This window comes from Rhizobium sp. T1470, assembly GCF_042140505.1.
GTDB classification, from domain to species: Bacteria; Pseudomonadota; Alphaproteobacteria; order Rhizobiales; family Rhizobiaceae; genus Rhizobium; species Rhizobium favelukesii.
The window spans coordinates 408694-431340 of sequence record NZ_CP148092.1 but is presented as its reverse complement, the minus strand read 5'-3'; the positions used below and the strand labels follow the sequence as shown (position 1 = coordinate 431340).

Annotated in this window: 22 protein-coding genes and 8 pseudogenes; 10 read left to right on the top strand and 20 right to left on the bottom strand. The window is 58.5% G+C overall.

Features of this window, described 5'->3' with window-relative positions; translation table 11 throughout:
* Window positions 1–10 precede the first annotated feature (10 nt).
* Window positions 11–334, bottom strand: coding sequence for a hypothetical protein (locus tag WGT02_RS23160; RefSeq protein WP_024319051.1), 324 nt, complete (start codon window positions 332–334; stop codon window positions 11–13).
* A 489-nt stretch (window positions 335–823) separates the two neighbouring features.
* Here WGT02_RS23160 and WGT02_RS23155 point away from each other — a divergent pair, with 489 nt between their 5' ends.
* Window positions 824–991, top strand: a complete 168-nt coding sequence (locus tag WGT02_RS23155) for a hypothetical protein (RefSeq protein WP_208246942.1) — start codon at window positions 824–826, stop codon at window positions 989–991.
* 57 nt (window positions 992–1048) lie between these two features.
* On the opposite strand, the pseudogene WGT02_RS23150 reads toward WGT02_RS23155, so the two are convergent.
* The 3 genes and pseudogenes from WGT02_RS23150 to WGT02_RS23140 form a co-directional block, all read right to left on the bottom strand.
* A pseudogene (locus WGT02_RS23150) lies at window positions 1049–1324 on the bottom strand (hypothetical protein).
* A gap of 9 nt (window positions 1325–1333) precedes the next feature.
* On the bottom strand, window positions 1334–1633 hold the full coding sequence (locus WGT02_RS23145; protein WP_024319049.1) for a DUF982 domain-containing protein: 300 nt from the start codon (window positions 1631–1633) through the stop codon (window positions 1334–1336).
* 77 nt (window positions 1634–1710) lie between these two features.
* Window positions 1711–2187, bottom strand: a complete 477-nt coding sequence (locus tag WGT02_RS23140) for an Hsp20 family protein (RefSeq protein WP_024319048.1) — start codon at window positions 2185–2187, stop codon at window positions 1711–1713.
* 278 nt (window positions 2188–2465) lie between these two features.
* On the opposite strand from WGT02_RS23140, the pseudogene WGT02_RS23135 reads away from it, so the two are divergent.
* A pseudogene (locus WGT02_RS23135) lies at window positions 2466–3366 on the top strand (amylo-alpha-1,6-glucosidase); the annotation flags it as partial.
* 39 nt (window positions 3367–3405) lie between these two features.
* On the opposite strand, the gene WGT02_RS23130 reads toward WGT02_RS23135, so the two are convergent.
* Window positions 3406–3630 carry a hypothetical protein gene (locus WGT02_RS23130; RefSeq protein ID WP_024319046.1) on the bottom strand — a complete coding sequence of 75 codons (225 nt, stop codon included), beginning with the start codon at window positions 3628–3630 and terminating at the stop codon, window positions 3406–3408.
* Window positions 3631–3845: 215 nt separating this feature from the next.
* On the opposite strand from WGT02_RS23130, the gene WGT02_RS23125 reads away from it, so the two are divergent.
* Together WGT02_RS23125 and WGT02_RS23120 are read left to right on the top strand one after the other, a co-directional pair.
* Window positions 3846–4322 (top strand): Hsp20 family protein, encoded by a 477-nt coding sequence (locus WGT02_RS23125; RefSeq protein ID WP_024319045.1) that lies wholly within the window; start codon window positions 3846–3848, stop codon window positions 4320–4322.
* 91 nt (window positions 4323–4413) lie between these two features.
* Window positions 4414–4923 (top strand): Hsp20/alpha crystallin family protein, encoded by a 510-nt coding sequence (locus WGT02_RS23120; RefSeq protein ID WP_024319044.1) that lies wholly within the window; start codon window positions 4414–4416, stop codon window positions 4921–4923.
* Between the two features lie 311 nt (window positions 4924–5234).
* Here WGT02_RS23120 and WGT02_RS23115 read toward each other — a convergent pair whose 3' ends face one another.
* Window positions 5235–5573: a transposase gene (locus WGT02_RS23115; RefSeq protein WP_208246940.1), complete on the bottom strand. Its 339-nt coding sequence runs from the start codon at window positions 5571–5573 to the stop codon at window positions 5235–5237.
* 113 nt (window positions 5574–5686) lie between these two features.
* Between WGT02_RS23115 and istA the strand changes: the two genes are divergently transcribed.
* Together istA and istB are read left to right on the top strand one after the other, a co-directional pair.
* Entirely contained in the window at window positions 5687–7159 is a 1473-nt protein-coding gene (istA, locus tag WGT02_RS23110; protein ID WP_208245170.1) for an IS21 family transposase, read from the top strand.
* Window positions 7156–8052 carry an IS21-like element helper ATPase IstB gene (gene istB, locus WGT02_RS23105; RefSeq protein ID WP_208246937.1) on the top strand — a complete coding sequence of 299 codons (897 nt, stop codon included), beginning with the start codon at window positions 7156–7158 and terminating at the stop codon, window positions 8050–8052. The genes istA and istB overlap by 4 nt, the downstream gene beginning before the upstream one ends.
* Before the next feature lie 46 nt (window positions 8053–8098).
* Here istB and WGT02_RS23100 read toward each other — a convergent pair.
* The 3 genes and pseudogenes from WGT02_RS23100 to tnpB form a co-directional block, all read right to left on the bottom strand.
* Window positions 8099–8645: pseudogene (locus tag WGT02_RS23100) on the bottom strand (IS5 family transposase); the annotation flags it as partial.
* Window positions 8646–9327: 682 nt separating this feature from the next.
* Window positions 9328–10896 (bottom strand): annotated as a pseudogene (locus WGT02_RS23095) (IS66 family transposase).
* Window positions 10897–10970: 74 nt separating this feature from the next.
* Entirely contained in the window at window positions 10971–11243 is a 273-nt protein-coding gene (tnpB, locus tag WGT02_RS23090) for an IS66 family insertion sequence element accessory protein TnpB (protein ID WP_231052124.1), read from the bottom strand.
* 104 nt (window positions 11244–11347) lie between these two features.
* Here tnpB and WGT02_RS23085 point away from each other — a divergent pair, with 104 nt between their 5' ends.
* A complete protein-coding gene (locus WGT02_RS23085) occupies window positions 11348–11515 on the top strand; it encodes a hypothetical protein (RefSeq protein WP_225039980.1) in 168 nt (55 codons plus the stop codon).
* 2 nt (window positions 11516–11517) lie between these two features.
* Here WGT02_RS23085 and WGT02_RS23080 read toward each other — a convergent pair.
* A pseudogene (locus tag WGT02_RS23080) lies at window positions 11518–11697 on the bottom strand (transposase); the annotation flags it as partial.
* A gap of 131 nt (window positions 11698–11828) precedes the next feature.
* Here WGT02_RS23080 and WGT02_RS23075 point away from each other — a divergent pair.
* Window positions 11829–12200: a hypothetical protein gene (locus WGT02_RS23075; RefSeq protein ID WP_024318952.1), complete on the top strand. Its 372-nt coding sequence runs from the start codon at window positions 11829–11831 to the stop codon at window positions 12198–12200.
* A 139-nt stretch (window positions 12201–12339) separates the two neighbouring features.
* Here the strand turns inward: WGT02_RS23075 and WGT02_RS23070 are convergent, their stop codons facing one another.
* The 4 genes and pseudogenes from WGT02_RS23070 to WGT02_RS23055 all read right to left on the bottom strand — a co-directional run bounded on the left by WGT02_RS23070 (window position 12340) and on the right by WGT02_RS23055 (window position 16171).
* A complete protein-coding gene (locus tag WGT02_RS23070; RefSeq protein WP_024318953.1) occupies window positions 12340–13449 on the bottom strand; it encodes an AI-2E family transporter in 1110 nt (369 codons plus the stop codon).
* A gap of 308 nt (window positions 13450–13757) precedes the next feature.
* A pseudogene (locus tag WGT02_RS23065) lies at window positions 13758–14118 on the bottom strand (DDE-type integrase/transposase/recombinase); the annotation flags it as partial.
* Window positions 14119–14469, bottom strand: a pseudogene (locus WGT02_RS23060) (transposase); the annotation flags it as partial.
* Window positions 14470–15333: 864 nt separating this feature from the next.
* Window positions 15334–16171 (bottom strand): annotated as a pseudogene (locus WGT02_RS23055) (SDR family NAD(P)-dependent oxidoreductase).
* Between the two features lie 97 nt (window positions 16172–16268).
* Here WGT02_RS23055 and WGT02_RS23050 point away from each other — a divergent pair.
* Window positions 16269–16790: a hypothetical protein gene (locus WGT02_RS23050; RefSeq protein ID WP_024318958.1), complete on the top strand. Its 522-nt coding sequence runs from the start codon at window positions 16269–16271 to the stop codon at window positions 16788–16790.
* A 364-nt stretch (window positions 16791–17154) separates the two neighbouring features.
* Here WGT02_RS23050 and WGT02_RS23045 read toward each other — a convergent pair whose 3' ends face one another.
* The 4 genes from WGT02_RS23045 to WGT02_RS23030 all read right to left on the bottom strand — a co-directional run bounded on the left by WGT02_RS23045 (window position 17155) and on the right by WGT02_RS23030 (window position 18781).
* Entirely contained in the window at window positions 17155–17577 is a 423-nt protein-coding gene (locus WGT02_RS23045; RefSeq protein ID WP_208246931.1) for a type II toxin-antitoxin system VapC family toxin, read from the bottom strand.
* A complete protein-coding gene (locus WGT02_RS23040; protein WP_024318960.1) occupies window positions 17574–17828 on the bottom strand; it encodes a type II toxin-antitoxin system prevent-host-death family antitoxin in 255 nt (84 codons plus the stop codon). Before WGT02_RS23040 ends, WGT02_RS23045 begins: the two co-directional genes overlap by 4 nt.
* A gap of 258 nt (window positions 17829–18086) precedes the next feature.
* Complete coding sequence (locus tag WGT02_RS23035) at window positions 18087–18512, bottom strand: HlyD family efflux transporter periplasmic adaptor subunit (RefSeq protein ID WP_225039982.1); 426 nt, start codon at window positions 18510–18512, stop codon at window positions 18087–18089.
* Complete coding sequence (locus tag WGT02_RS23030; RefSeq protein ID WP_263623045.1) at window positions 18506–18781, bottom strand: plasmid pRiA4b ORF-3 family protein; 276 nt, start codon at window positions 18779–18781, stop codon at window positions 18506–18508. The genes WGT02_RS23035 and WGT02_RS23030 overlap by 7 nt, the downstream gene beginning before the upstream one ends.
* A 446-nt stretch (window positions 18782–19227) precedes the next feature.
* Here WGT02_RS23030 and WGT02_RS23025 point away from each other — a divergent pair.
* Window positions 19228–19991 (top strand): IS5 family transposase gene (locus tag WGT02_RS23025; protein WP_112334169.1). Its coding sequence is split into 2 segments (ribosomal slippage): window positions 19228–19543 and window positions 19543–19991, totalling 765 coding nucleotides; the frame shifts between segments, so codons are not numbered across the junction.
* 167 nt (window positions 19992–20158) lie between these two features.
* Here WGT02_RS23025 and WGT02_RS23020 read toward each other — a convergent pair.
* A complete protein-coding gene (locus WGT02_RS23020) occupies window positions 20159–21373 on the bottom strand; it encodes an IS701 family transposase (RefSeq protein ID WP_208244986.1) in 1215 nt (404 codons plus the stop codon).
* Complete coding sequence (locus WGT02_RS23015) at window positions 21324–22640, bottom strand: amidohydrolase family protein (RefSeq protein ID WP_225039984.1); 1317 nt, start codon at window positions 22638–22640, stop codon at window positions 21324–21326. Before WGT02_RS23015 ends, WGT02_RS23020 begins: the two co-directional genes overlap by 50 nt.
* Window positions 22641–22647: the final 7 nt, after the last annotated feature.

Below are 22647 nucleotides of genomic sequence, written 5' to 3'. Positions count from 1 at the left end.
GCGAGCCGGTCTAGCCGAAGATCAACCCAAGTCTGTGATCTCGTATACCGCCGCGTTGTCTTGCTCCTCTCGTAGTCCCTTGTAGGACGCGCTGCTTGTAGGGCAGTGTCGGCAACATCCTGTGCGGCCCGATCAAAAGGAACTCAGCGCGAGGGCGCTTATTCATCAGAAGCGCGGTCACCATGATGCCGGCGCCGCCCGTCGTCTTGGAATTCTTTTTCGGCGCCAGGCCGAAGACGTTTCTCACATGGCGCTTCTCATCGATCGAGCCGAAGATCGCGCGGACGATATCGCAAAACCATTCTCCGGCCGCGTCATCCGTGACGGCTTTCATGGAAGAGCTTCAACCGCTTTCGCTATGGAGTGGCGGTGCTTCTGATGCGCCACCCACATCTCCGACCCTATGCCCATAGCGCCCATTGGTGGATCGAAGATATCGAGAACTATGCTGACGCCGTCCGGTTCCCCGACAGGTTGCGTGCTGCTAGCCTATTGGGAGCCTATGCTCGGATTATGGAAGGTTATCTTCGGCGAATAAGGACACCGTATGGCGGAGGACAGGCGCGCCCTGAGCCTTACGGCCACTGGAAGCCTTGGGCTGGCCGGCACGGTGGAAGTTTACCCCCATGCGCACCGATAAACTCGAAGAGAACATCCTCGCTCTGTTGAACCGTGGCGAAACGCGCGGCGGCCTTAACGAGTGCCGGGAGCGCGATCGTGCTTATCGGTGGATCTCGGATTTCCGGCGTGGCCGCTATCGAAGCGAAAACCAACGCCGGCCATCGCGCTCAGTGCCCGACGGCAGCTCTTGCGAGCGAGATTGATGTCGAGACCGCTCCCGGGGATGTTCGTCGCCTTTTCGCGCTGGGCCAATATCGTCGCACATTACACCGAGGCGATCGCCGCCGCTAATAGAGCCGGTGCGACTAACGCTCGCAAGCCGGAGCGAGTAAACGTGCCAGCACTCTGGCGACGAACATCGCTCGCTTGATACGCCATCAAGCGGCTTGGGAAGTCGACGAGACAAAGGGCCCTAGAGCGTCTTCCGTCAGGTATCGTAGCACCGATCGAGTTCTCTGAGGGCAGACTGAACCTCATCATCGAAACCGGCTCCGGTGTCCCTGGAACGTGACGGAGGCACGCTTTCGAATCGATCGCGTAAAAGTCCGAAGCCCATGCCGCGAGGATCGTTCGCTTATCGTCGACAGAAAGTGCGGGCGCCCCTACCACAATCGATTGGCCGTCGAAGCCCTTGCGGCGCTAGAACTGTTGGCCCGATCGTCATGGCATTGCTGGCAGCCTGCTCCAACATGTTGTCCATCATCGCTTTACCTCAGCGTACGTGCGGATCCCTGTCCCGGCGCAGGCGAGACGCGGCGATGACGTTGGTTTCCGGCGCCAGCAGATCGTGCTTTTCAGCAAAGGCGGCAAATAGGCCGCGGGCGGTCTCCGCTTCGATTTCACCGCGCAGCGCTGCTCCGCACGCCTTAAGCGCTACTGAGTGCGCGTTATCTCTGAGCGCCGCCGGCCACTCGACGAGATGCCGGTAGGCGTCCATCACGCTGCGAACCTCTGCCGGAAAGCCGAGGCCGACAAGAATGAAAACAGGCTGTTTGAACATATCGGGTTTCATAATGCTCTCCTTCCCAACCCGCGATGTAGACGGGCGCCGCCACAGCGACGCCCCCTCCTTGATGGGTTCTGCTTAAATTAAGCGGCGTTCTGCGCTTCGATCTGCGCGGGAGAAGCCGACGGCTCAAGAGTCGGCGCAGTCTCGATGTCGATTTTACGCGGCTTCATTTCCCCCGGAACCTCACGAACGAGATCCACGGACAAGAGACCGTTCTTTAGGTCCGCTCCGTTCACCCTGACATGGTCGGCGAGCTCGAACCGGTGTTCGAACGGCCGGCCGGCTATGCCGCGATGAAGGTAGGCTTCGGCAGCCGCCTCCTGCTTCTTGCCGGTTACGGTCAGAAGGTTGGACTGGAATGTGATGTCGAGATCGTCCTGGGCGAAACCTGCCACCGCGATCGAGATCCGATAGCTGTCATCGCCGGTCTTGACAATGTCATAGGGCGGCCAGTCGCTGATCGAGCGGGCGCGCTGAGCACTTTCGAGAAGATTGAAGACCCGATCGAAACCGACGCTGGATCGGAACAGCGGTGCATAGTCGTAGGATGTTGCCATAGCCATATCCTCCTTGAAGCAACATGGGTACGGAGCGCCGAAAGATGGCGCTTCCAGCAAGGCCAGCTTTATCCTCAGCGGCTGGCGGCTATCGATTTGGTTTTTGAGAATTTCGGATTCAAGAGCTGCGCCTGAGAAAATTTAGGGTGTCTTCAGTCCTAGCGAACCGCTCGATCGAGCTCAAACTGCAGCTATATTCTCTATATAGCGCAGGCTTTCACAAAAGGCGGCGCAGATCGCCGCCGTCGGTCCAACCGCGGAATTCAAAGCCGGCAAAGACGGAAGAAGGGTTGGTCAACCAGGCATGGAAGGATAGCCACGACTCCATTTTCCACGCGGACGGTACGCTGGCCAAGGGGTCCGATCGCGATCGCCGAAGTTCAGGCCTATGTCTATGGCGCCTTTCATGCGGCCGCCGAGATCTTTCGGATCCTCGGCCGGCCAGAACGGGCCGCGGGCTTCTTAGCGCGGGCGGAGGGCCTGCGCCGCGCCTTTGATACAAGCTTCTTCGACGAGGAACTTGGCACATACGTGCTGGCGCTCGACGGGGACAAGCGACCCTGCAAGGTCCGCTCCTCCAATGCCGGCCATGCCCTGTTCACCGGCATCGCCTATCCCGAACGGGCCGCGCGGCTCGCCCTCACCTTGATGAGTGCCTCATCCTTCTGTGGCTGGGGCGTCCGCACTATTGCCTCCACAGAGGCGCGCTATAATCCCATGAGCTACCACAATGGGTCGATCTGGCCGCATGACAATGCCCTGATCGCCAGCGGCCTTGCTCGCTATGGCTATCGCACTGAAGCCGCGCGGATCTTTGAGGGACTATTTGCCGCTTCGACCTATATCGACTTGCGGCGGCTTCCCGAACTCTTCTGCGGCCTGCCGCGCCGGCGCGCGCAGGGACCGACCTTCTATCCGGTCGCCTGCTCGCCGCAGGCATGGGCAGCGGCAACACCTATGTCGTTATTGCAGTCGTGCCTCGGTCTCGAGTTCGATCCGAATGCCTTGCAGATCAGCTTGAACGAGCCGCGGCTTCCGAGCTTCCTCGACGAGGTCACGTTGCGACATCTGCTGATCGGCAATGGTTCGGCCGACATTGCTGTTCGACGCTCCGGTCGCAATGTCGTGGTGGACGTGATCGATCGCAAGGGCGATATCCGCGTGCTGGCGACGGCATGACCGGTTGGGTCGATCGCGCCCGGGCAGCGGCAAGTAATATTATCTATCCTGCTCTTCCTCGTCGGCGGATAGCAGATCAACGAGCGCGGCAACCCTGCCTGTCGGCAGACGGCGACCTTCGCCCATCAAGGCTTCGTCGTTGCTGGCCCACGCAAATGCCTCGGCGAGTTCAGCCTGCGTAGCCCCTGTCGCAATGACCTCGGCCACCAGCGTTTCGTCGGCAGGCCCAAGGACGGCGATGACGTCGTCTGAAGTCATTGTCATAGCCATTTGCTCCTCTCTACCTCGGCTCAGATATGGTGGCGCCTCGGAGAGAATTCAATTTTCCGCTGGGAACTCCCACCTCTCTTGAAACCGTAAGGCACTGAATTATATTAGTATTGTCGGTCGCCCAAATGGGGGTCGGCATAAGGTCCAGGAGACGCCGGTCGCTCTTGGCGTCTCCTTGTATCCATGTTGCTTATAAGGAGGATATGGCTATGAGGACAAACCTCGATTTCTCTCCCCTCTTCCGGTCCAGCATCGGCTTCGACCGGATGTTGAACGCGCTCGAGGCTGCTAGCCGCGCCGAGACGATCGACACTTGGCCGCCTTACGATATCGCCAAAACTGGCGAGAATGATTACCGCATTGTCATGGCAGTGGCGGGCTTGTCACAGGACGAACTGGCGATCACCCAAGAGCAGAACATGCTCATCGTCGCGGGGCAGAAGGCGAACAGCGATGACGTCGAATATCTGCATCGCGGCATCGCCGGCCGTTCGTTCCAGCGTCGCTTCGAACTGGCCGACCACGTCAAGGTCGTGGGTGCGGGTCTCGTCAACGGTCTGCTGACCATCGATCTCAAGCGCGAAATCCCTGAGGAGATGAAGCCGCGCCAGATCGAGATCCGAACCGGCCAGGGAATGCCGAAGGCCGAGACCAAGCAGATCGAGGCCAAGAAGCAGGCGGCTTAAGCCTTCCGCTAGCAGTGGGCAAAATATGGCGCCGGGCATCCGGCGCCGGCAGGAAAGCTTTTCCACCGAACCAACTGAAAGGAGAAGAACCATGAGTGTTCGTGATCTGATCCCCTGGAGCCGCAACAATGGCAACCAGGTTCCAAGTCTCTTGCGCGATAACGACCGTGATCCCTTCCTGTCGCTTCATCGCGAGGTGAACCGTCTGTTCGATGACGTCTTCCGCGGCTTTGGCTCCGGCCTGCCGTCCTTCGGCAACAGCGCCACGTTCGGGGGCGGCTGGCCGAGTGTCGAGATCTCAGATACCGACAAGGAGATCAAGGTGACGGCCGAAGTCCCCGGCCTTGAGGAAAAGGACATCGAAGTCCTGCTTAATGACGGCGTGCTGATGCTGAAGGGCGAAAAGCGCTCCGAGAGCGAGGACAAGGATCGGCAGTTCTCCGAGCGCTACTACGGCCGCTTCGAGCGCCGCATTCCGCTCAGTGTCGAGGTCAAGGAAGACCAGGTCGACGCCACCTTCAGGAACGGCGTGCTGACTGTCACCTTGCCGAAGACGGAGAAGGCGCAGTCGCAGGTCAGGCGCATCGCCATCAAGAGCTGATCGAGACGAATGCACGGCGGCGGCCTGGTGGCCGCCGCCGCGCATCCTTCGCCAACATGGGAAGGACAAATAATGGAGAGAGCTGTCAGACACACACACATAAGCAACGGCTTCCGGTTTGCGCGTCTCGAACGATACCGGCGGAGCTATCGACCCTCCGCAGCGTTGAGCGCGGCCCCGAAGCTGGGCATTTCGATCGCCGACGGCGTTGACGCCAACCTTTTGAAAGGCCTGACTACTGCAATCACAAAGAAGAAAGCCGTCTTCGAGGCATCGTAAACTTAATTGCAGTTAGGGTCAGGACTCACTAATCAGAGCCAAAAGATCACGGCCGCTGCTATGCATATGCTTGAGAAAAAGGTGTGGGCGCAGCGGTCGTATCGAGTGTGAATACGACGCCAGTCTTTGAGTTTTCCGAACATGTTTTCGATCTTGTGACGTTGCTTGTAGAGCACAACGTCATGCGGGATTGGGACCTTTCTGTTGGCCTTTGACGGAATGCAGGCGGTGATTCTGCGATCAGCCAGCGCGTTTCGTGCGCGGCGACAAACAAGGTGAGACTCAGCGTCAATCAGGATGAGACTCGGCGGCGGGGGTGTGACGAAGGGAGGGCGTAGCCCGACTGGAGTTACACCCCCGCCGCGGCGCAATTTTTCGGCGTCTCATGATCGCGGTTGGCCCGGTAGCGTCGGTGATTTTCTGAGAATGGAGAATCACCTTTGTGCCGGGTCGCCATGTAACCGATCATCAGACGAGGCTTTTTATGAAGTACCGACAAAACAACCCCATTGAGGTCGCTGCCGCCAAGGCGTCGATCAGCCGGGCGACGGCTTACCGCATCGAGAAGGATGCGCGTCTTCCATCGCAGACCAAGCCGCCGCGCGACCGGCGTCGCCCCGATCCCCTTGAGCACATCTTCGACGCCGAGGTTGTTCCGCTCCTCAAGGCCGCGCCCGGCATCCGAGCGGTCGCCGTTTACAACGAGATGCTGCGGCGTCATCCAGAGCTGTCAGAAGGTGTTCGCCGTACGATTGAGCGTCGTATCCGATCATGGCGGGCTGTTCACGGTCAGGAGCAGGAAGTGATCTTCCGTCAGATGCACGAACCCGGTCGGTTAGGACTGTCGGATTTTACCGACATGGGCAGCCTCGGCGTGACGATCGCCGGCCAATCGCTCGATCATCTGCTTTATCACTTCCGGCTGGTCTGGTCGGGCTTCGAGCATGCCCATGTCATCCTGGGTGGAGAGAGCTTCGTCGCTCTGGCCGAGGGGCTGCAGAACGCCCTGTGGTCGGTTGGCGGTTCGCCGCTCTATCATCGCAGCGACAGCTTATCGGCCGCCTTCCGCAACCTCGATGCCGACGCCAAGGTCGATCTGACGCATCGCTACGACGAACTGTGCGCCCATTATCGCATGACGCCGACGCGCAACAACAAGGGCGTCGCGCACGAGAACGGCTCGATCGAAAGTTCCCACGGCCATCTCAAGAATGCGATCCGCGATGCTCTGCTGATGCGCGGAACCAGGGACTTTGGCGACCTCGGATCCTATCGCGCCTTCATCGATGAGATCGTCAGCCGCCGCAATGCCGCACATGGCAAGCGCATCGATGCCGAGCGCACGCATCTGCAAGCTCTTCCCGATCGTCGCACCACCGACTTCGAAGAGGTCATCGTCACCGTATCGAGCACCGGCGGCTTCGCCTTGCGCAAGGTCTTCTACACCGTGCCTTCCCGTCTGATTGGCCACCGGCTGCGGGTGCGTCTGTTCGACGATCGCCTCGACGTCTTCATCGGCGGCACGCATCTGCTGACATTACCCCGAGGCCGCGCCCATGCGAGTGGCAAGCACGATCAAGTCGTCAACTATCATCACGTCATTCATTCCCTGCGCAAAAAGCCGATGGCGCTTTTGGGGCTCGTCTATCGCGACAAGCTCTTCCCCAGGCCGGAATATCGCAGGACTTTCGACGCGCTCATCGAGCAACTGCCCGAGCGGCAGGCTTGCAAGATCACCGTGGAACTGCTTGCCTTGGCTCACGATCGCAGTTGCGAGCGTGAACTGGCCGAGGAGCTTGCCAAAACGCTCGACGCCCACAAACTGCCTGATCTGGCGGCTTTGAGAGCGGTCTTCAGCCCGGACCCGGATCAGTTGCCGATCGTTCATGTGCAACTCGCGTCGCTCAATGGTTATGAAGCCCTGATCGGCACGGCCTATGCGGGAGAGGTCGCATGAAGAGCAACATCCACACAGTCGATGAAGCCCGCCTCGGCATCATGCTCAACGAACTGAGGCTGCCGACGATCAAGACGTTCTGGCACCAATTTGCCGAGCAGGCCGATCGGGAAGGATGGCCTGCTGCCCGTTTCCTCTCGGCCATCGCCGAGCATGAATTGGCCGAACGCGCCCATCGCAGGATCGAAAGACACCTCGCCGAGGCCCACCTGCCACCCGGAAAGACGCTCGACAGCTTCGCCTTCGACGCTGTTCCCATGGTCTCCAAGGCCCAGGTCATGGCGATTGCAGCCGGCGATAGCTGGCTCGCCAAAGGCGCCAATATCCTGATGTTCGGTCCGCCCGGCGGCGGAAAGAGCCATCTCGCCGCAGCCGTCGGCCTCGCGCTAATCGAGAACGGCTGGCGCGTGCTCTTCACCCGCACGACCGATCTCGTCCAGAAGCTTCAGGTCGCGCGGAGGGAGCTTCAGCTCGAAGCCGCCATCGCAAAGCTCGACAAGTTCGATCTTCTCATCCTCGACGACCTGGCCTACGTCACCAAGGACCAGGCCGAAACGAGCGTGCTCTTCGAACTCATCTCCGCAAGATATGAGCGGCGTTCCATCATGATCACCGCCAATCAGCCCTTCGGAGAATGGAACCGCGTCTTTCCAGACCCGGCCATGACGCTTGCCGCGGTGGACCGACTTGTCCATCACGCAACAATCTTCGAGATGAATGTCGAAAGCTACCGGCGGCGTTCGGCCATGGAAGCCAAACGCCAGCGCGGCAGACCCGCCTCATTCGCGACAATCAAAAGCTCTTCCCAGCTTGTCGCGGAGCGGCAATCAGGACACGATGAAACTCTTGCCAGCGACAATCAACATGATAACTTCGCTCCAACCGCGACATAAGAATCTCATCCAGATTGTCGCTCGCGTCTCATCCTGATCGTCGCGCTATAGCGTTTCGAAACCAGTCGGCGTCGTATCCCTTGTCTGCAAGCATTGCTTTGGCCTTGGGCAAGGCTTTGAGCATAAGAGCGGCCCCTCTGTAATCGCTCATCTGGCCTTCGCTTAGCAACATGACCAAAGGTCGGCCCTGGCCATCGCAAACCGCGTGTAGTTTCGAATTCAAACCACCTTTGGTCCGCCCGATACGTCTAGGAACATCCCCTTTTTTAGCAGGCTAGCTGCCGTCCGATGTGCTTTCAAATGGGTAGCATCGATCATCAATTGTTCCGGCTTGCCGCGTTTGGCTGCGAGTTCGGCTAGTCTAAGATTCGACTGAACACACCAAGCCTGCTCCATCGGATGAAGCGATTATAAATCGTCTTGTGGGGACCATATTCTTTAGGCGCGTCGCGCCAGCGCAATCCGTTCCGAATAACGAAGACAATACCACTGATGATCCGGCGGTCGTCCACTCGCGGAATACTGTGCGACCATGGAAAGTATGGCTTAATGCGGCGCATCTGCGCCTCGGACAACAGCATCAAATCACTCATGGCAGCGCCTCCTTGCGCAACCATTGAATCAATCCGTCGAAGACGACGCAAGTGGAAATGCCACTCCCCTGTTGGCCCGAAGCCGCCCCACATCCCACGATCCGCAAGGACCGCAATGGGTGGAAAGCGGTCAGACGCTGACCTCATTACTCGATGGATGCAGGTCTGCCTTGCACACGCTCCCGAACCGTGAAAGCACCGCCTTTGCGTTTGGCCCGTCTGGCTAAGGTGGTGCTGGTTGTGCGGAACGAGAGAAGCATGTGCTGCGGCAATACCGGTCTGTTCGTGACTATCGTGCCGTTATCGCAGGACCGTCCAATCTGGGTGTAATCACTTGCGTCTCTTTCGCACCATGCATCGATTTCGGCTCGCAACCTACCCAGATCGTAGGGTGAGAATATCCCGTTGTGCTCAAGTCTTGGAAGGGACATGAGGAATCCCCTTGTTGGGGCGAGAGCGCTTCGCTCTCAAGCAGCAACGCCCGTTCAGTGGTTGCCGACAAGTCACTCTATACCTTCAGTTCAATCATGTAATGCAATTTAATGACGCGAAGACTTTGCCGCTGATAACCGTCATTGGCGCTTCGCGGACGTTATAACCATTGCTGGCCTGTCGTGTTCGTGCCCCCGTGGGCGGAACTGCTTTCATAGTTGGGCGTTTTTGTCAGTTAGATCGTAAGCGGTTAGCCGACCACGCTCGACTCGAAGTTCCAGGGCATTAGAGTGTCGATATCCTGCGCGGGCCATCCGTTGGCCATGCGAACTAAGGTCTGTGTCAGCCAGGCGAGCGGATCGACGTTGTTCATTTTAGCTGTCTGCAAAAGCGTGGCGATCGTGGCCCATGTGTTGCCACCGCCTTCGCTTCCGGCAAATAGACTATTCTTCCGTGTGATCGTTTGGGGACGGATTGCGCGCTCGACGATATTGGAGTCAATCTCGATGCGGCCGTCACCGAGAAAGCGATCCAGAGATTGTCGGCGGGTCATTGCATAGCGGATCGCCTCCGCGGTCTTGGACTTGCCAGAGACCTTCGCCAGCTCCTTTTCCCAGATGTCAAAAAGGTTGGCGACAATGCACGGATGTTGGCATCCTTTCCCCGGATCTCGTCCTCGACCTTCCACAACTCGGTCATCGCCTTCACCGAGGCTGTCGCGGCCTGATTGATACCACCGATATGGAGTTCGTAAAATTTGCGCCTGACATGCGCCCAGCACCCTGCCAACGCGATGGTCTCCTTGCTGCCGGCCTTGACCTGCTCTTTGACCATGCTCGTATAGGCGCCGTGCCCATCCACCTGGAGAATGCCGTTGAAGCCGCTCAGGTGACGGGCCACACAGCGCCCGCCTCTGCTGTCTTCAAATCTATAGGCGACCATTGGTGGCCCTGATCCCCCGAACGGCCGATCATCACGTGCATAGGCCCACAGCCATGCCGTCATTGTTTTTCCCGAACCAGGCACCAGGGTCGGCAATGTCGTTTCGTCGGCAAAGATCCTTTCACCTGCTTTGATTTTCTCCAGGATGTAATCCGCAAGGATCTTGAGCTCGAAGCCGAGATGTCCCATCCATTGAGCCATCAACGAGCGGCTCAGCGTCACGCTATCGCGCAGGTAGATTGTTTCCTGACGGTAGAGCGGAAGGCCGTCGGCATATTTGGACACGGCGATGTAAGCCAGGAGCCGTTCGCTCGGCAGCCCGGCTTCGATGATATGGCAAGGCGCTAGAGCCTGCAGCACACCGTCACGCCCTCTGAATGCGTATTTAGGCCGGCGGGTAACGATGACCCTGAACTTCGGCGCGATGACATCGAGCCGCTCGGATCGGTCTTCGCCAATCAAAACCTTTTCCAGCCCTCGGCATTCTTCGGGGATTTCAGGCTCGATGACCTCCTCAATGCGCTCGAGATGGGCGGCAAAGCCCTTGCGCGGGCGTGCTTCCCGCTTCGGCTTGTCTTTCCGTGACTGGTCGAGCTCGCTGTCGATCGCTGCCAGACCGGTCTCGACTTCCTCGAACGCAAAGTCGATCTGATCGTCGTTGATCCCCAGTCGCAGCCGTTCCGAGCGCGTGCCTTTCTGAGCCCGCTCAAGCACTTTCACAATCGCAGTGAGAGGCTATCCGCTCGTCCGTATCCTTCTTGAGCGCCTCAAGCCGGGTGATCTCCGCTCGGGCAGCGGCGCCTTCTGCGCTCATGGCGACGATCATCGCCTTGAGTGCATCAACGTCGTCAGGAAGGTCCGAAGCAGAGAACGCCATAGCAGGAAGTAGATCACAAATTGTGATCTTTTCCTAGCGTTTACAGCAACATGCGTCGGATTTCTTGGAGGGATTCAGCCTGTCGAAAGCGGCCTCCTGATTGCCGCCGGGAGGATCCTCTTCCAGTCCATTCCGGCCAGAAGGGCCATGAGCTGGGCATGATCCAGACGGATGCGCGCCGCCGTCGCAGCCGGCCAGCAAAAGCCGTTTCCTTCGATAACTTTCGAATAGAGACAGACCCCACTGCCATCCCACCACACGATCCGGACACGGTCCTTCCGCTTGGAACGGAACACATAGAGGGCGCCATTGAACGGGTCGAGACCGCCATCCCTGACCAAAGCCATCAACGAAGCCGCTCCCTTGCGAAAGTCGACCGGTTGGCAGGAGACGTAAACAACAACGCCAGACGCAATCATGCCTTGCGCACCGCCCGTAGGATCTTGGCAAGATGATCCGGCTCGATATCCCCGGCCACGCGCACCACGACGTCACCCATGACGATTCCACCGGCGAACTTGCAACAGCTTCGACGCGCGCGAAACTAACCCTTTCATTAGCCTCTTTCGAAAGGGGCACAACCGATCCCGAGGCCAATGCCTTGCGACGCCAGCCGTAAAGCTGCGAGGGATCTAGCCCCTCAGCGCGGGCGATCGCTGATACATTCGCCCCCGGCAGCAATGTCTCCGCAATCAGCCGAGCCTTCTCAGCATCCGGCCAATCTCGTGGCTTGCGCCTCGTCCGTATTGGTGTCGCCGTCAGAACCTCAAAGGCACGAGCCTGATTCACACTGTCGCTCATAGGTTTCTCCGCATGATTCATGCCGAAAATGAGCGATCTTTCGATGCCGCGCTACGTGGGATGGCCTACCCGCTTACGTTAGATCGGGTACTGCTGGCATTCCGCCGGCACTGCCGAATGGGAGAAAAATCATGAGAACGATATTGATCGCGATAGGTGCGTTAACTGCTTTAGCCGGGTCTGCTTTTGCGGCCGAGCCTGCCAAGACGGTGGACACGAAAATGGGCAAGATCCTGGCTACTGAAAATGGCATGGTCCTTTACACCTTCGACAAAGATACAAAAGGCAAATCCAACTGCGATAAGGATTGCCTGAAGAAGTGGCCGGCGTTCCACGCCGGAGCCAAGGCCAAGGCAGAAGGCGAATGGACTCTAGTCAAAGCTGCGGATGGCAAAGAGATGTGGGCCTACGAGGGCAAGCCGCTCTACACCTATGTCGAGGATAAGAAAGCCGGTGAAGCCAACGGCGATGGCGTTGGGGGAGTTTGGCACGCGGCCAAATAGCTGAACCGGCGACCGTTTGAACGGGCGGTCGTCGGATCGCCTTGAACCGCAAGACCGACCTCTGGAACTACATATCCCTTCTCTACGGCTTTCGCCGACAACCCGGCCTCCGCCGAATGCTGCTCCATTCCTCGCGACATCATCTACTAGATCCCAAATGCTGGTCAGAAGCAGGGATCGGGGACGCAGATTGTATGCGGTCTTTAGTTTGCGCTGCAGCCCACTCGAGAAAAAGGTTGTAGGCAACCGCCAACAAGGTCGGCCCGAGAAAAAGCCCAATCAGGCCGAACGCCAAGACACCGCCAATAAGCCCAAACAGGCCGAGCAGCACAGGTAGGTTGCTGTTTTGGTTAAGCAGATACGGTCGAAGGAAATTGTCAATGCTGCTGACGAGAAGCAAGCCCCAGATCGCGATGAAGATGCCCCATCCTACTGATCCTTGCAGGAGCAACCAAAGGGCAACCGGTCCCCACAAGAACGGTGGTCCGACGGGCACAAACGACAGCGCAAAGGTCAGGCAGCCCAATAACAGCGATTGAGGTACGCCGGCGATCCAGAAACCGATGCCAGCCAGTAGGCCTTGCGCAAGGGCCGTTCCGATCATTCCGTAGATGACACCCTTCACGGTCATGCCGATTATCGTGAGCAACCTCTTGGCACGAGGACCTGCAACGCGCTCACTGATCTGACGCATGAAACTGATCATGCGTCGGCCGTGCAGGAACAAAAAGAAGGTGATGAATATGCTTAGCCCGAGTTCGAGGAGGCCGGTGCCGAAAGCTGCCCCGCCAGCGAGAGCAATATCGGTGACAGGACCGGTCAGCCTCTTGAGCTCGACGATAAATGCAGGAGCGTCGTCAGTGAGGTTTTCCCAGTAAGCAGCCACGCTCTCGCCAACAATCGGCAGGCCTCTCACCCAGTTGGGTGGCGCGGAAGGACCCTGCTCCAGGACGCGCGTTATTCCCCCGGCGAGTTTGGTTATGTCGTCGGCGAGCGCCGTTACGAGGACAGCAAGCGGTGCGACCACAACAATGACCACCAATATCGTCATAGCTGCGGCAGCCGGCGCTCGGTAGCCCCCGACAGCACGTTCGCATTGGCGGTAGATTGGCCAGGTCGAGAAACAAATTACTGCGGCCCACAGGATTGCCGACAGGAAGGGCCAAAGCACAAGTGTGCAACCAACAGTCAGTAGCAGAAGGGCACCGATACCCAGAGCTGGTTCAATCAGTCGGCTAGGTGGCACCATGATTAGTCCGCCTGTTCCCTTGCGACGCCGTTCCATCTGCAAACACGAGGCGTGATCTTGAGCGCGGTTAGCATAGCGGTCGATGGCTACCGTGTGGCCGGCACGCCGGACGGAGATCATCTTGCTCCCTAGTTTAAGGTTGTCAATTTCCGCTATTGGCGGCGCTTTTGAGACCTTGGTCTAAATCTCATAATGGCGGGAAGTTGCCGTTCGTGGCCTAGTCCGAAAGCGATGGCTCGTGGCAGTTGATGCCAGATTAATAGGTCCTGACCCTAGGTCACGGGGCATATGCCTACCGATTTTATCGTTCACGCCCGAGCGATTTTCGCCCATAGGTTCATCGCCGCTGCGCGCAGTTTGCGATGATGGCTGGATATAATGTCGTGGCGCGAGATGCGGAAGAGGTTGGCAATCGGGTCATGGATGGAGACGAAGCGCTGGAGATGTCGGGCTGACTTGAAACGCTTCATAATCCGCTCGCGCCGTCGCGTCGGTTGGTGGGAGTTTTCAGCCCGGTTGTTAAGCCCCTTGTGTGACCGATGCTCGATGCCCGGCATAACGCATCAGGCGCTTGGCCGCCTTCGCGTTGCGGCGGCTCTGCACGAGAACGTCAATCACAAAGCCGTCCTGATCCACCGCACGCCAAAGCCAATGCTTCTCGCCACGGACCAGGCGCACCGAGGACAAGCCTTTATCCGACTGCAGCATAAGCCACATGCCCTTCAGCCAAACACGCAAAGGAAGCTTTGTGGAATGCAAAGGCGTGTGTGTCGTCACCGTGAACTGGAACCGGCAATCGCCGCTCGAGCATTGATAGAGACCCGGACGCGCATGCCGCTTGCCAGTATCGCGACCGGCGATCGCGATCGAGCGTTTAACCACAGGCAGGGCAAACTCTCCCACCCGGCCACACCATGCTTTCCAGCAACCGCTGACATTGCTCTTCATCGCGAAAAAGGCCATGATCATATCTTCCGCGGTCCGAATGTTGGTAAGCGCTGCTAGCATCGTTTCCGTCATTCTTTATCTCCTTCGGATCATGTCCGAAAAATCGCATGGTAAGCCCTTGGAAAACAAGGCAATTGCTGTCTTTGGTTGATAAAGGCCTCGTACGATTTCGAACTGCTCTTGTTCCGACCCCAGCTCGGCAGAACCCTTGAAGCCGTGAAAAAAGACGAACGCACCGCGAAGATCGTCGTCTTCCGGTAGCTCAATCCTATAGTTGCCGCCAGTAACCATGCACGGACGATCGCCTCCACAGGAAGCCGTCGCGGATGCGCCTCCGGGAACGATGAACATGATCAGTAGAATGCAACCCAAATATCGAAACATGTCGTCACCTCAACATCGCCCAGGCAACGATGCTTAGTGCCCTTCCCCGGAGCTGACAATTTGCTCGGCTATCACATCAACGAGAGGTGAAGAGGCCTGGTGATGTAGAGAACAAAATCCTGAATCCAGCAACAGATAGATGGTGCGCACGGGAGAAGTGCGCCCCTAGGCTCTCTTTGATTTTAGTCGGTTCGCCGCCCTGCTTCATCCAAGTAACTCAACTGAACCCTTTTATTGCTTGGCCAGACGAGGGAAGCTAAACAGCGGTTTTTTCGGATGCTGGTCAGCCAACCTGCTCAGTTGGTTTCACGCCGGTTATATCCGGGTCAGCGTAGCAGATAGGAAAAAGGCCCGAGCATGCGAGGCTCGGGCCAAGAGTCTTGGCGACACAGCGCGGGAGGAAATGCCGCGGCAGTCTTGAGAGTAGTCGCCGATGGTTTAACGCTTAGTAACCATCTAACGACGCATGACAGAAGCAATCAGGACACGCCAGCGCTTTCAGCAGAACGCCTTTGCCGCCATTCAGGCTAACCCGTCCGTCCAAGGGCAAAGTCAGAGCTTCTGCTGCTCAATTGCGGTGAAGCGCAACGCCCGTCCATCGGCTGCAACTAAGCTCTCCATGTCCTTTTCGAGCCCGTCGCGATCGTCAACACCGCGCAAAAGACGACCAGCAAGCACGTCGAAACGGCCAGCAGCGATGTCTGTGATCAGAAGTGCAGCGCGTGAGGGATCGATGTCGACGCCATCGTCAAAGAGCTGCTGGATGCCAGGCAGGTAGGTTTTACCGGCCTCGGAAAACAGCTGCATTTCGGTCATCGCGCTCCGGACAAGCCCCGGATCGACTGCGAAGGCGCGCACGTTATGAGCGATCGTCGTATCATTGAGACACTCCGTCAGGCGCATGATGGCCGCTTTGCTCGATGCGTAACCGGAGCCGTGGGGGAAGCTGTTGCCTGTTCCACCACCGACTAGGTTGACGATCCGGCCCTTGCCGCGCGCCAGCATTGTTGGAGTTGCCGCGCGGCTGGTGTGGAAGGTTCCGCGCAGATTGATCTCTACATCCCGCCACCAGACGAGCGGATCACATTCCCATACAGGACCGAAAGCCTGGAAAGAGCCATGGTTGTTGACCAGTGTTTCGACTGGACCCAATTCGGATGCAATCCGGGCAAAAGCGCTTTCGACGGCGCTGTATTCGGCAACGTCGGTCGTCACAGCGATCGCTCGCCGGCCCCCGCCTTGAATCAGCGAGACAGTTCTCGATCTCGGTCGCTGTCCGCGCAAGCACAGCGACCTTGGCGCCCTCCCGCGCCTGCTGCAGTGCAATCTCCCGACCAATCCCCCTACCGCCACCGGTGACGACAGCTACGGTGTCCGTAAGCCGGGCCATTTTTGTACTCCTCGTTCTGTTGTAGGTCGGTTTTTGCAAGTCGATCTTATGTAGACGATCACCTCTACTTCAGGAAGCCCCGGCCGGAGTGGCCCGCATGGCTGTGCTGCCAACTCGTCGTCGCCATCGCCTCGCAGAGCCAGCCCGAGGGATGGCGATCCCGTTCCGAGCGCTGCAGGCGCGGCTGCTGACTGGTTTGGGCGCAGAAGCGTTGCGGGGGATTCCTCCGTGCGCGGATCTTATTTTGTCGGCAAAAGGTGGGTCGGCCCTCGAGTCGTGGTTTCGCGACTGGGTGGCGTTCGCACAAGGTCACAGGGGCGTCGTCAACCTCATGGCGGCGGCCCACACCAACCCGCAGTCCGCGCTATATGCGGCCTGTGCGTCCGTACATTCCGCGAGCGCGCGGCTCCTGCTCCGCGCCCAGTCCGACGGCTCTGCCCGTCATGACATGAACGGAGACGACCTGTTCGCCCTGATGACGGCGCTGGGCTGGGCGATCGACCAGCCCTCCTTCGCTCCGCCGGCCGATCAGCTCGTGCGTCTGATCACGGACGCCGTCCTTGCGGAGCGACAAGGCGCGACAGATGCGATTGACGCGCCCATCCGATCACGCGTCTGAGGCAGTTTCATGTGAAGATAGGGCCTCCACGACCGAGCCTTTTCAGTTCAGCGCGCTGATGCCGTTTCGATGATGTCTGCACCGCGCCAAAGAGCCTTGACCCGATCGACAAACCATTTGCCTGCCGGTCCAGAGGCTGCGACGTCTGGTGAGACACCGATATAGTCAGCATGTATCCATCAGCCTTACTATCGGAAGAGCGATGATGCCGATGCTCGCCGGACCGCCGTGACCTACGTCTCGCGCGGATTGGTTCGACTTGCTCTTGAACGGATTCGAACCGCAGACCATACGATCCCAAAAAGGTTCTGGGGTGATCTAAGGAATCTAAAAGGACATCGCTGGCGGGTGCCCGCGCCCGATTTCAGTCTTGCCACGGGTCGACTACGATCACGCCGGTATCATCGAAATCCTGAACATTACGCGTGACTACAGTTAAACCGTGAACCAGCGCGGTAGCGGCGATCAAAGCATCAGCCTCGTTGCGGCGGTCTGGAATATGTAAGTGGGCACAACGCGTCGCTATCGCGTCATCGATTGGCAGAACTCGCTCGGCGAATTCAGGACGAACACGGCTATCCATCCATCCCCGCAAGCGAGAGCCCTGGGAAGCGTCGCGACGCTGGATGGTTAATATTCCGCGCTCAATTTCCAGGATCGTAATTGCGGAAATGAACAAGTCATTGGAATCTTGCGCACCGACCCACTTCGTCACATTGGCATCTGCTTTACCGTCTCCAACTTTGCGCAACTCGGAGACGACGTTTGTATCTAGCAGGTACTTCAAGACAGATCGACCTCGCGAGGTGCAATTTCGGCTCTCAGTGGATCTAATTCGATCGTCGACAAACCAGGCATTGAAAGAGTATCGACGAGATTCCGTCGCTTGCCGGTCAGGCGGACGAATTCGCTGTACGTCATCAACACATGGGACGGCTTCCCGCGATCTGTAATAACTACAGGTCCTCTTTTGGCAGCCTTCTTTGCCTTACTGACGTCGTGGTTCAACTCCCGGCTAGACAAACTTGTGATGCTCATAGAATGCCTCCATGTAGGAACATACCTACATATATGATATTATTGACTGTGGAGCAATATACAAGATAGCCGCCTTGAAGGGCTACGAACGTTGGATCCCGTAATCGGCCAAGGAAATATCTGTTTCGCGCTAATTTAGGAGCAGCGTTGAGCTGCTAATCTATCCAATGTCGGAGAACTTCTGTGGCTCATTTGGTTCTCGCGATCCTCAGCCTGCGATTCACCCAAAAATGTGGCCACATGGGCCCGCGCGCCCGCTTATTCTTCAACAAACGCTCGTTGCATCGAGTCCAGAACTGGCTTTGATAGGTACTCAAAGAAAGTGCGATCCCCGGTCGTGATAAAGGCCTCGACCGGCATGCCTGGGTGCAGATCATTCGCGGTTATGGCCGCCGAAAGCGGATCGGCTATCCTCAACAGCGCCCTGTAGTATGGTTGGTGTGTTGTCTCATCGATCAATCGGTCAGCCGACACCTGTTCAACGACCGCATCAACTTCGGGCGTCAATCGAGCATTGAGAGCTGTTAGTCGCAGTCGCGCTTCTTGTCCCTTATGGACGGCATCAATGTCATTTGGCTGCAGTCGTGCCTCTACAAGCGGCCGCGAAGTTGTCGGCAGTATTTCCATCACCTTTTCACCAGGACTGATGACGTTGCCAACGAAATTATAAATCGAACTCACCACGATGCCGTCGGCGGGGGCCCGGATGTGCATGCCGGATAGTGAGCGCCCGGTTTGACTGGCTGGCGCTCCTCCAGCCGGATCTCGTGCCCCCAGGGAATGTTGAGGTCGTATTCGTACAGGAACCGGCTGCCTTTGCGCAGCTTCAATTCGCCAAGCGTCATGGCCGGGGAACGGGCACCCGTCTCCCACGAGCCGTACCGCGCCGTGTGAATGATGAATTCGTAAAGGTGGATGCCTTCCCCACCCCATCGCGACCTGAAGGACGCCATGAAACTCGCGCAACGTCATCGTCGAGGCTACCTGAACCCTACGCCACACCATCGGGTTCACGTCCTTTAGCCAGATGCGAAATTGCAGGATAAAAACCTCATCCTCCGAGGCGGGCGTATTCCCGCTGCTCTTTGCTGACTTCCGTTTTGCCCTCTTCACCCGCCGGCTCCGCCAAAATTCAATGACGACGACATACTCCGCTCCATCCCGACCCACAAATCCTCATGCTCCCCGTGTTGCCACGTGCCATGTTGACGAGCACGCCTTCGGGGCCAAGTGCCTCCAGAACTTCGCGCGAGATGATCCGGTCGTTGATGCGTTGCCGGGCGCGATCACCTAGCGCGAAGCGTGTGCGGTGCCTAGCCTTGGTCTAGGGCGTAAACCCATTAATGTTCTTGGCGTTTTGCGTGCCTCGTGATTCAAGGCTTCCGAATGAGGAGCCATGATGACACGCCGCCGCTACGAACTCACGGACCAGGAATGGTCGATTATTTCGCCACTTCTTCCCAACAAGCCGCGCGGCGTTCCCCGTGTCGACGACCGACGGGTGTTGAATGGCATCCTTTGGCGCTTCCGAACAGGCTCTCCTTGGGCGGAAGTTCCTGAGCGGTATGGGCCGCCAACCACCTGCTACAACCGCTTCGTCCGCTGGCGGAAGGCTGGTGTCTGGGATCGGCTTCTTGAAGCGGTTTCAGAAGCTTACGATGGCGACATCGTCATGATCGACTCGACCTGTGTTCGCGTTCACCAGCACGCGGCCACGGGAAAAAAGGGGATCAAGACGATGGTGGCATGGGACGTTCCCGCGGCGGGCTCACGAGCAAAATCCACGCGCTCGTCGATGCTGAAGGTCGGCCCGTCACGCTCCGTCTGACCGGCGGGCAGATTGCTGATTGCACTGAAGCCGATGCGCTGACTGACAGCCTCGGCGAAGGCGACATCCTGCTTGCCGACAAGGGCTATGACAGCAACGCCATCCGGGCTAAGGCGGCCGCGCGCAAAGCCTGGGCCAACATCCCGCCCAAAGCAAATCGGACGGGCTCCTTCTCATTCTCGCGCTGGGTTTATCGGCAGCGAAACCTCGTGGAGCGGTTTTTCAACAAGATCAAACAGTTCAGAGGTATCGCCACACGCTACGACAAGCGCCCGGAAAACTATCTCGCCGCTGTCAAACTTGTCGCGGCGCGCATCTGGTGTCAGAGTTTATGAGTCGACGCCCTAGCATTACAGTTGTATTTTAGTTTTGAGGTGAGCTCGTCGAGCGGCCGCCTGATGGGCGCGCCTCCAGCATGACCATGCGATGACGTAGGCGGGGCTTATGCGACGCTGAGCGAGTCTTATGGCGATGCGCCGGACTTCCTGGATAGACCAGCGGATCAAGTCCTGATGGTCGGCATCCGCGGTCTTTTTTGGGGCGTCGCGTCATTGGCGCGGTACCGGATCACCGCCATCATGGCGAAGGCAAGCATGACGAGGGAGACGTGGCGATGCCAGCCATGCCATGACCGGGTTTCATTGTGATCGAGTCCGAGCTCGTTCTTGGCGGTCTCGAAGCTGTCTTCGATCGCCCAGCGATGGCCTTCAACGGAAACGAGCGTCTGGATGTCCGTCCCGGCCAGGCACCATGTGGTGAAGAATGCGAGATCACCGTCGCTGATATTGCGCCGGATCAGGAGGCCACGGGTCCAAAGCCCAGATGTCGTCTCGTTGTATTCGTCGGCATCGAGGTCGGCGAGTTCGCAATAGGCCCAGTCATGAAGCCGCGCGCCTTTGGTGCCCTCACCGGCGGAAAGACGTTGCCATGCACTTGGATCGAGATCACGGGCGATCTCCTGCGCTGTGCCGGCGACCGGAGGCTTACCCGACCAGGAGCCGAAATGGTGGTCCGATTTAACCCCAAGAACGTAGCCTTTGCAGGCTCGACGCAGGGTCCCTTCAACGTCCCCGACGCCATAGACCGCATCTGCGGCCACCCATGAAAACGGCACATCGGCTGCCAGCGCACGCCGTATCATCTCGACAGCCAGGCCTGGCTTGGTAGCGAAGGCTGTAGCCTGAGGAACATGAGCTGCTGCCAGCCTTGCCGGATCGCCGGTCCAGCTTTTGGGCAAGTACAGGGCCCGATCGATAAAGGCATGACCGCGAACGGACACATAGGCGGCGAACACACCGATCTGGCAGTTCGTTATCTTGCCAGCCGAACCTGTATATTGACGTGCAACACCGCACGATGTCTTGCCCTGCTTGAGGAAGCCCGTCTCGTCGATGACCAGGACCGCATCATCCGTGGCGAGGTTTTCTACGACATACTCTCGCACGATGTCGCGAAGTGCGTCCGCGTCCCAGCGCCCGCGCCCCAGAATGGCTTGTTGCCGCCACGGGCCGGGATCACCGGCCGCCTCAGCACGCATCCAACCTGTCTTACGCCGCTCGTCACCCAGCAAGCCGTCCAGGAAAAGGTTCGCAGAGGCTGCAACTCGCTCCTGCGTAAACAGTCTGCGCATGCGAGCCTTCACGTCGCGCAACGATGATGCCCAAAGCTCAAGCGTAGTCTCGATTGATGCACCTGTCATCCATGACCTCCGAATCATGGAGACCCATAGATTCAGACCACAGATAGATATGCAACTGTAATGCTAGGAAAAGCTGCGGCCGCGGGCGAAGGAAGCTCCGACGACCATTTTTCCAGCCGGCGCTCGCCGGGGCGATTGTCGCGACGGCATCGGCAGCCGAGGGGGCGTCGAAGAGGACGATATCTGCCGCGCTGCCGATCGCAATGTCGTAACCCTTTCTTCCCAGGAGGGTGGCAGCCTGCGTCGTGATCATGGCGAAGACACCGTCGAGGCCATCGGCGGTGCCGATCTGGGCAACGTTCGCGTAGAGATTGGCCATGCGCAGCAGGTTGACGTCGCCGAACGGCGTGAATGGATTCAGGACATTGTTGGTAGAGATGGTCGTGACAACACCGAGCGCTGCCAGGCGGTGAGCGGGTGTCACGCCGCGTGGAACGAGATGGGTCGCATTGCGGCCCGTCAGGAAGAGATCAGTCGACGGCAGGACGGTCAATGCGATGCCGGCCTCGGCAAGACGGCGGCCGATCGGCTCCAGCTCTTCCGGTGGCAAGGCCGAGAGCTTGGTGACATGGCCGACCGAGACGCGTCCCTGGTAACGGCGTGCGACGGTCTCGGCGATGACGACAGGGAGATTGGAGCCGGCGGGGTCGAGGTCGAAATCAAGGTGGAAATCGACGGCAACGTCGTTTCGCATGGCGAGGTCGAAGATGCAGCGGATGTGTTCGGCGGGTTCGGGATCGGTGTAGGGGCAGCCTCCCACCAGATCGGCACCCGCCTTCAGCGCCTGTTCCAGCATCGCCTCCGTGCCGGGGTCATTCGTCAGGCCTTCCTGAGCGAACGCGCAGATTTCGATGTCGATGAGGCTGATATAGTCAGCCTTCAGATGTTTGATCGCCTCGAAGGAGCGGAAGCCGACGCGCGGGTCGATCTCGACGAAGGTGCGCAGGCGGGTTGTGCCGTTGAGGATTGCCTTTTCGACGACTGCGGCAGCACGGACATAGACATCTTCCTCGGTGAAGGCGGCCTTGGCTCGAGAAGTTTCGCTGATGGCTTCGGCGAGTGTCCCGGTGCAGAGATTGCAGCGGCTGATGATACCGGCCTTGTCGAGGTGGATGTGGGTTTCGATGAGGCCTGCGCAGGCAAATCTTCCCCCGGCGTCATGGTGCGGCGCATCGCAGACGAAACGAGGCGCGATCGCCGCGATGCGGCCTGTGTCGAAGGCGATGTCGGTCGGCTCGGTCAAGCCGGCCATTCGGGCATTGCGGATGACAAAATCGATCGCCATGGGACCT

Bases quoted from the DNA above. Each gene is read 5' to 3' on its own strand.
- WGT02_RS23160 (WP_024319051.1), bottom strand. From the start codon at position 334: ATGAAAGCCGTCACGGATGACGCGGCCGGAGAATGGTTTTGCGATATC.
- WGT02_RS23155 (WP_208246942.1), top strand. From the start codon at position 824: ATGTCGAGACCGCTCCCGGGGATGTTCGTCGCCTTTTCGCGCTGGGCC.
- WGT02_RS23145 (WP_024319049.1), bottom strand. From the start codon at position 1,633: ATGAAACCCGATATGTTCAAACAGCCTGTTTTCATTCTTGTCGGCCTC.
- WGT02_RS23140 (WP_024319048.1), bottom strand. From the start codon at position 2,187: ATGGCAACATCCTACGACTATGCACCGCTGTTCCGATCCAGCGTCGGT.
- WGT02_RS23130 (WP_024319046.1), bottom strand. From the start codon at position 3,630: ATGACAATGACTTCAGACGACGTCATCGCCGTCCTTGGGCCTGCCGAC.
- WGT02_RS23125 (WP_024319045.1), top strand. From the start codon at position 3,846: ATGAGGACAAACCTCGATTTCTCTCCCCTCTTCCGGTCCAGCATCGGC.
- WGT02_RS23120 (WP_024319044.1), top strand. From the start codon at position 4,414: ATGAGTGTTCGTGATCTGATCCCCTGGAGCCGCAACAATGGCAACCAG.
- istA (WP_208245170.1), top strand. From the start codon at position 5,687: ATGAAGTACCGACAAAACAACCCCATTGAGGTCGCTGCCGCCAAGGCG.
- istB (WP_208246937.1), top strand. From the start codon at position 7,156: ATGAAGAGCAACATCCACACAGTCGATGAAGCCCGCCTCGGCATCATG.
- tnpB (WP_231052124.1), bottom strand. From the start codon at position 11,243: ATGGCTTTGGTCAGGGATGGCGGTCTCGACCCGTTCAATGGCGCCCTC.
- WGT02_RS23085 (WP_225039980.1), top strand. From the start codon at position 11,348: ATGATCCGGCTCGATATCCCCGGCCACGCGCACCACGACGTCACCCAT.
- WGT02_RS23075 (WP_024318952.1), top strand. From the start codon at position 11,829: ATGAGAACGATATTGATCGCGATAGGTGCGTTAACTGCTTTAGCCGGG.
- WGT02_RS23070 (WP_024318953.1), bottom strand. From the start codon at position 13,449: ATGGTGCCACCTAGCCGACTGATTGAACCAGCTCTGGGTATCGGTGCC.
- WGT02_RS23050 (WP_024318958.1), top strand. From the start codon at position 16,269: ATGGCTGTGCTGCCAACTCGTCGTCGCCATCGCCTCGCAGAGCCAGCC.
- WGT02_RS23040 (WP_024318960.1), bottom strand. From the start codon at position 17,828: ATGAGCATCACAAGTTTGTCTAGCCGGGAGTTGAACCACGACGTCAGT.
- WGT02_RS23030 (WP_263623045.1), bottom strand. From the start codon at position 18,781: ATGGCGTCCTTCAGGTCGCGATGGGGTGGGGAAGGCATCCACCTTTAC.
- WGT02_RS23020 (WP_208244986.1), bottom strand. From the start codon at position 21,373: ATGATTCGGAGGTCATGGATGACAGGTGCATCAATCGAGACTACGCTT.
- WGT02_RS23015 (WP_225039984.1), bottom strand. From the start codon at position 22,640: ATGGCGATCGATTTTGTCATCCGCAATGCCCGAATGGCCGGCTTGACC.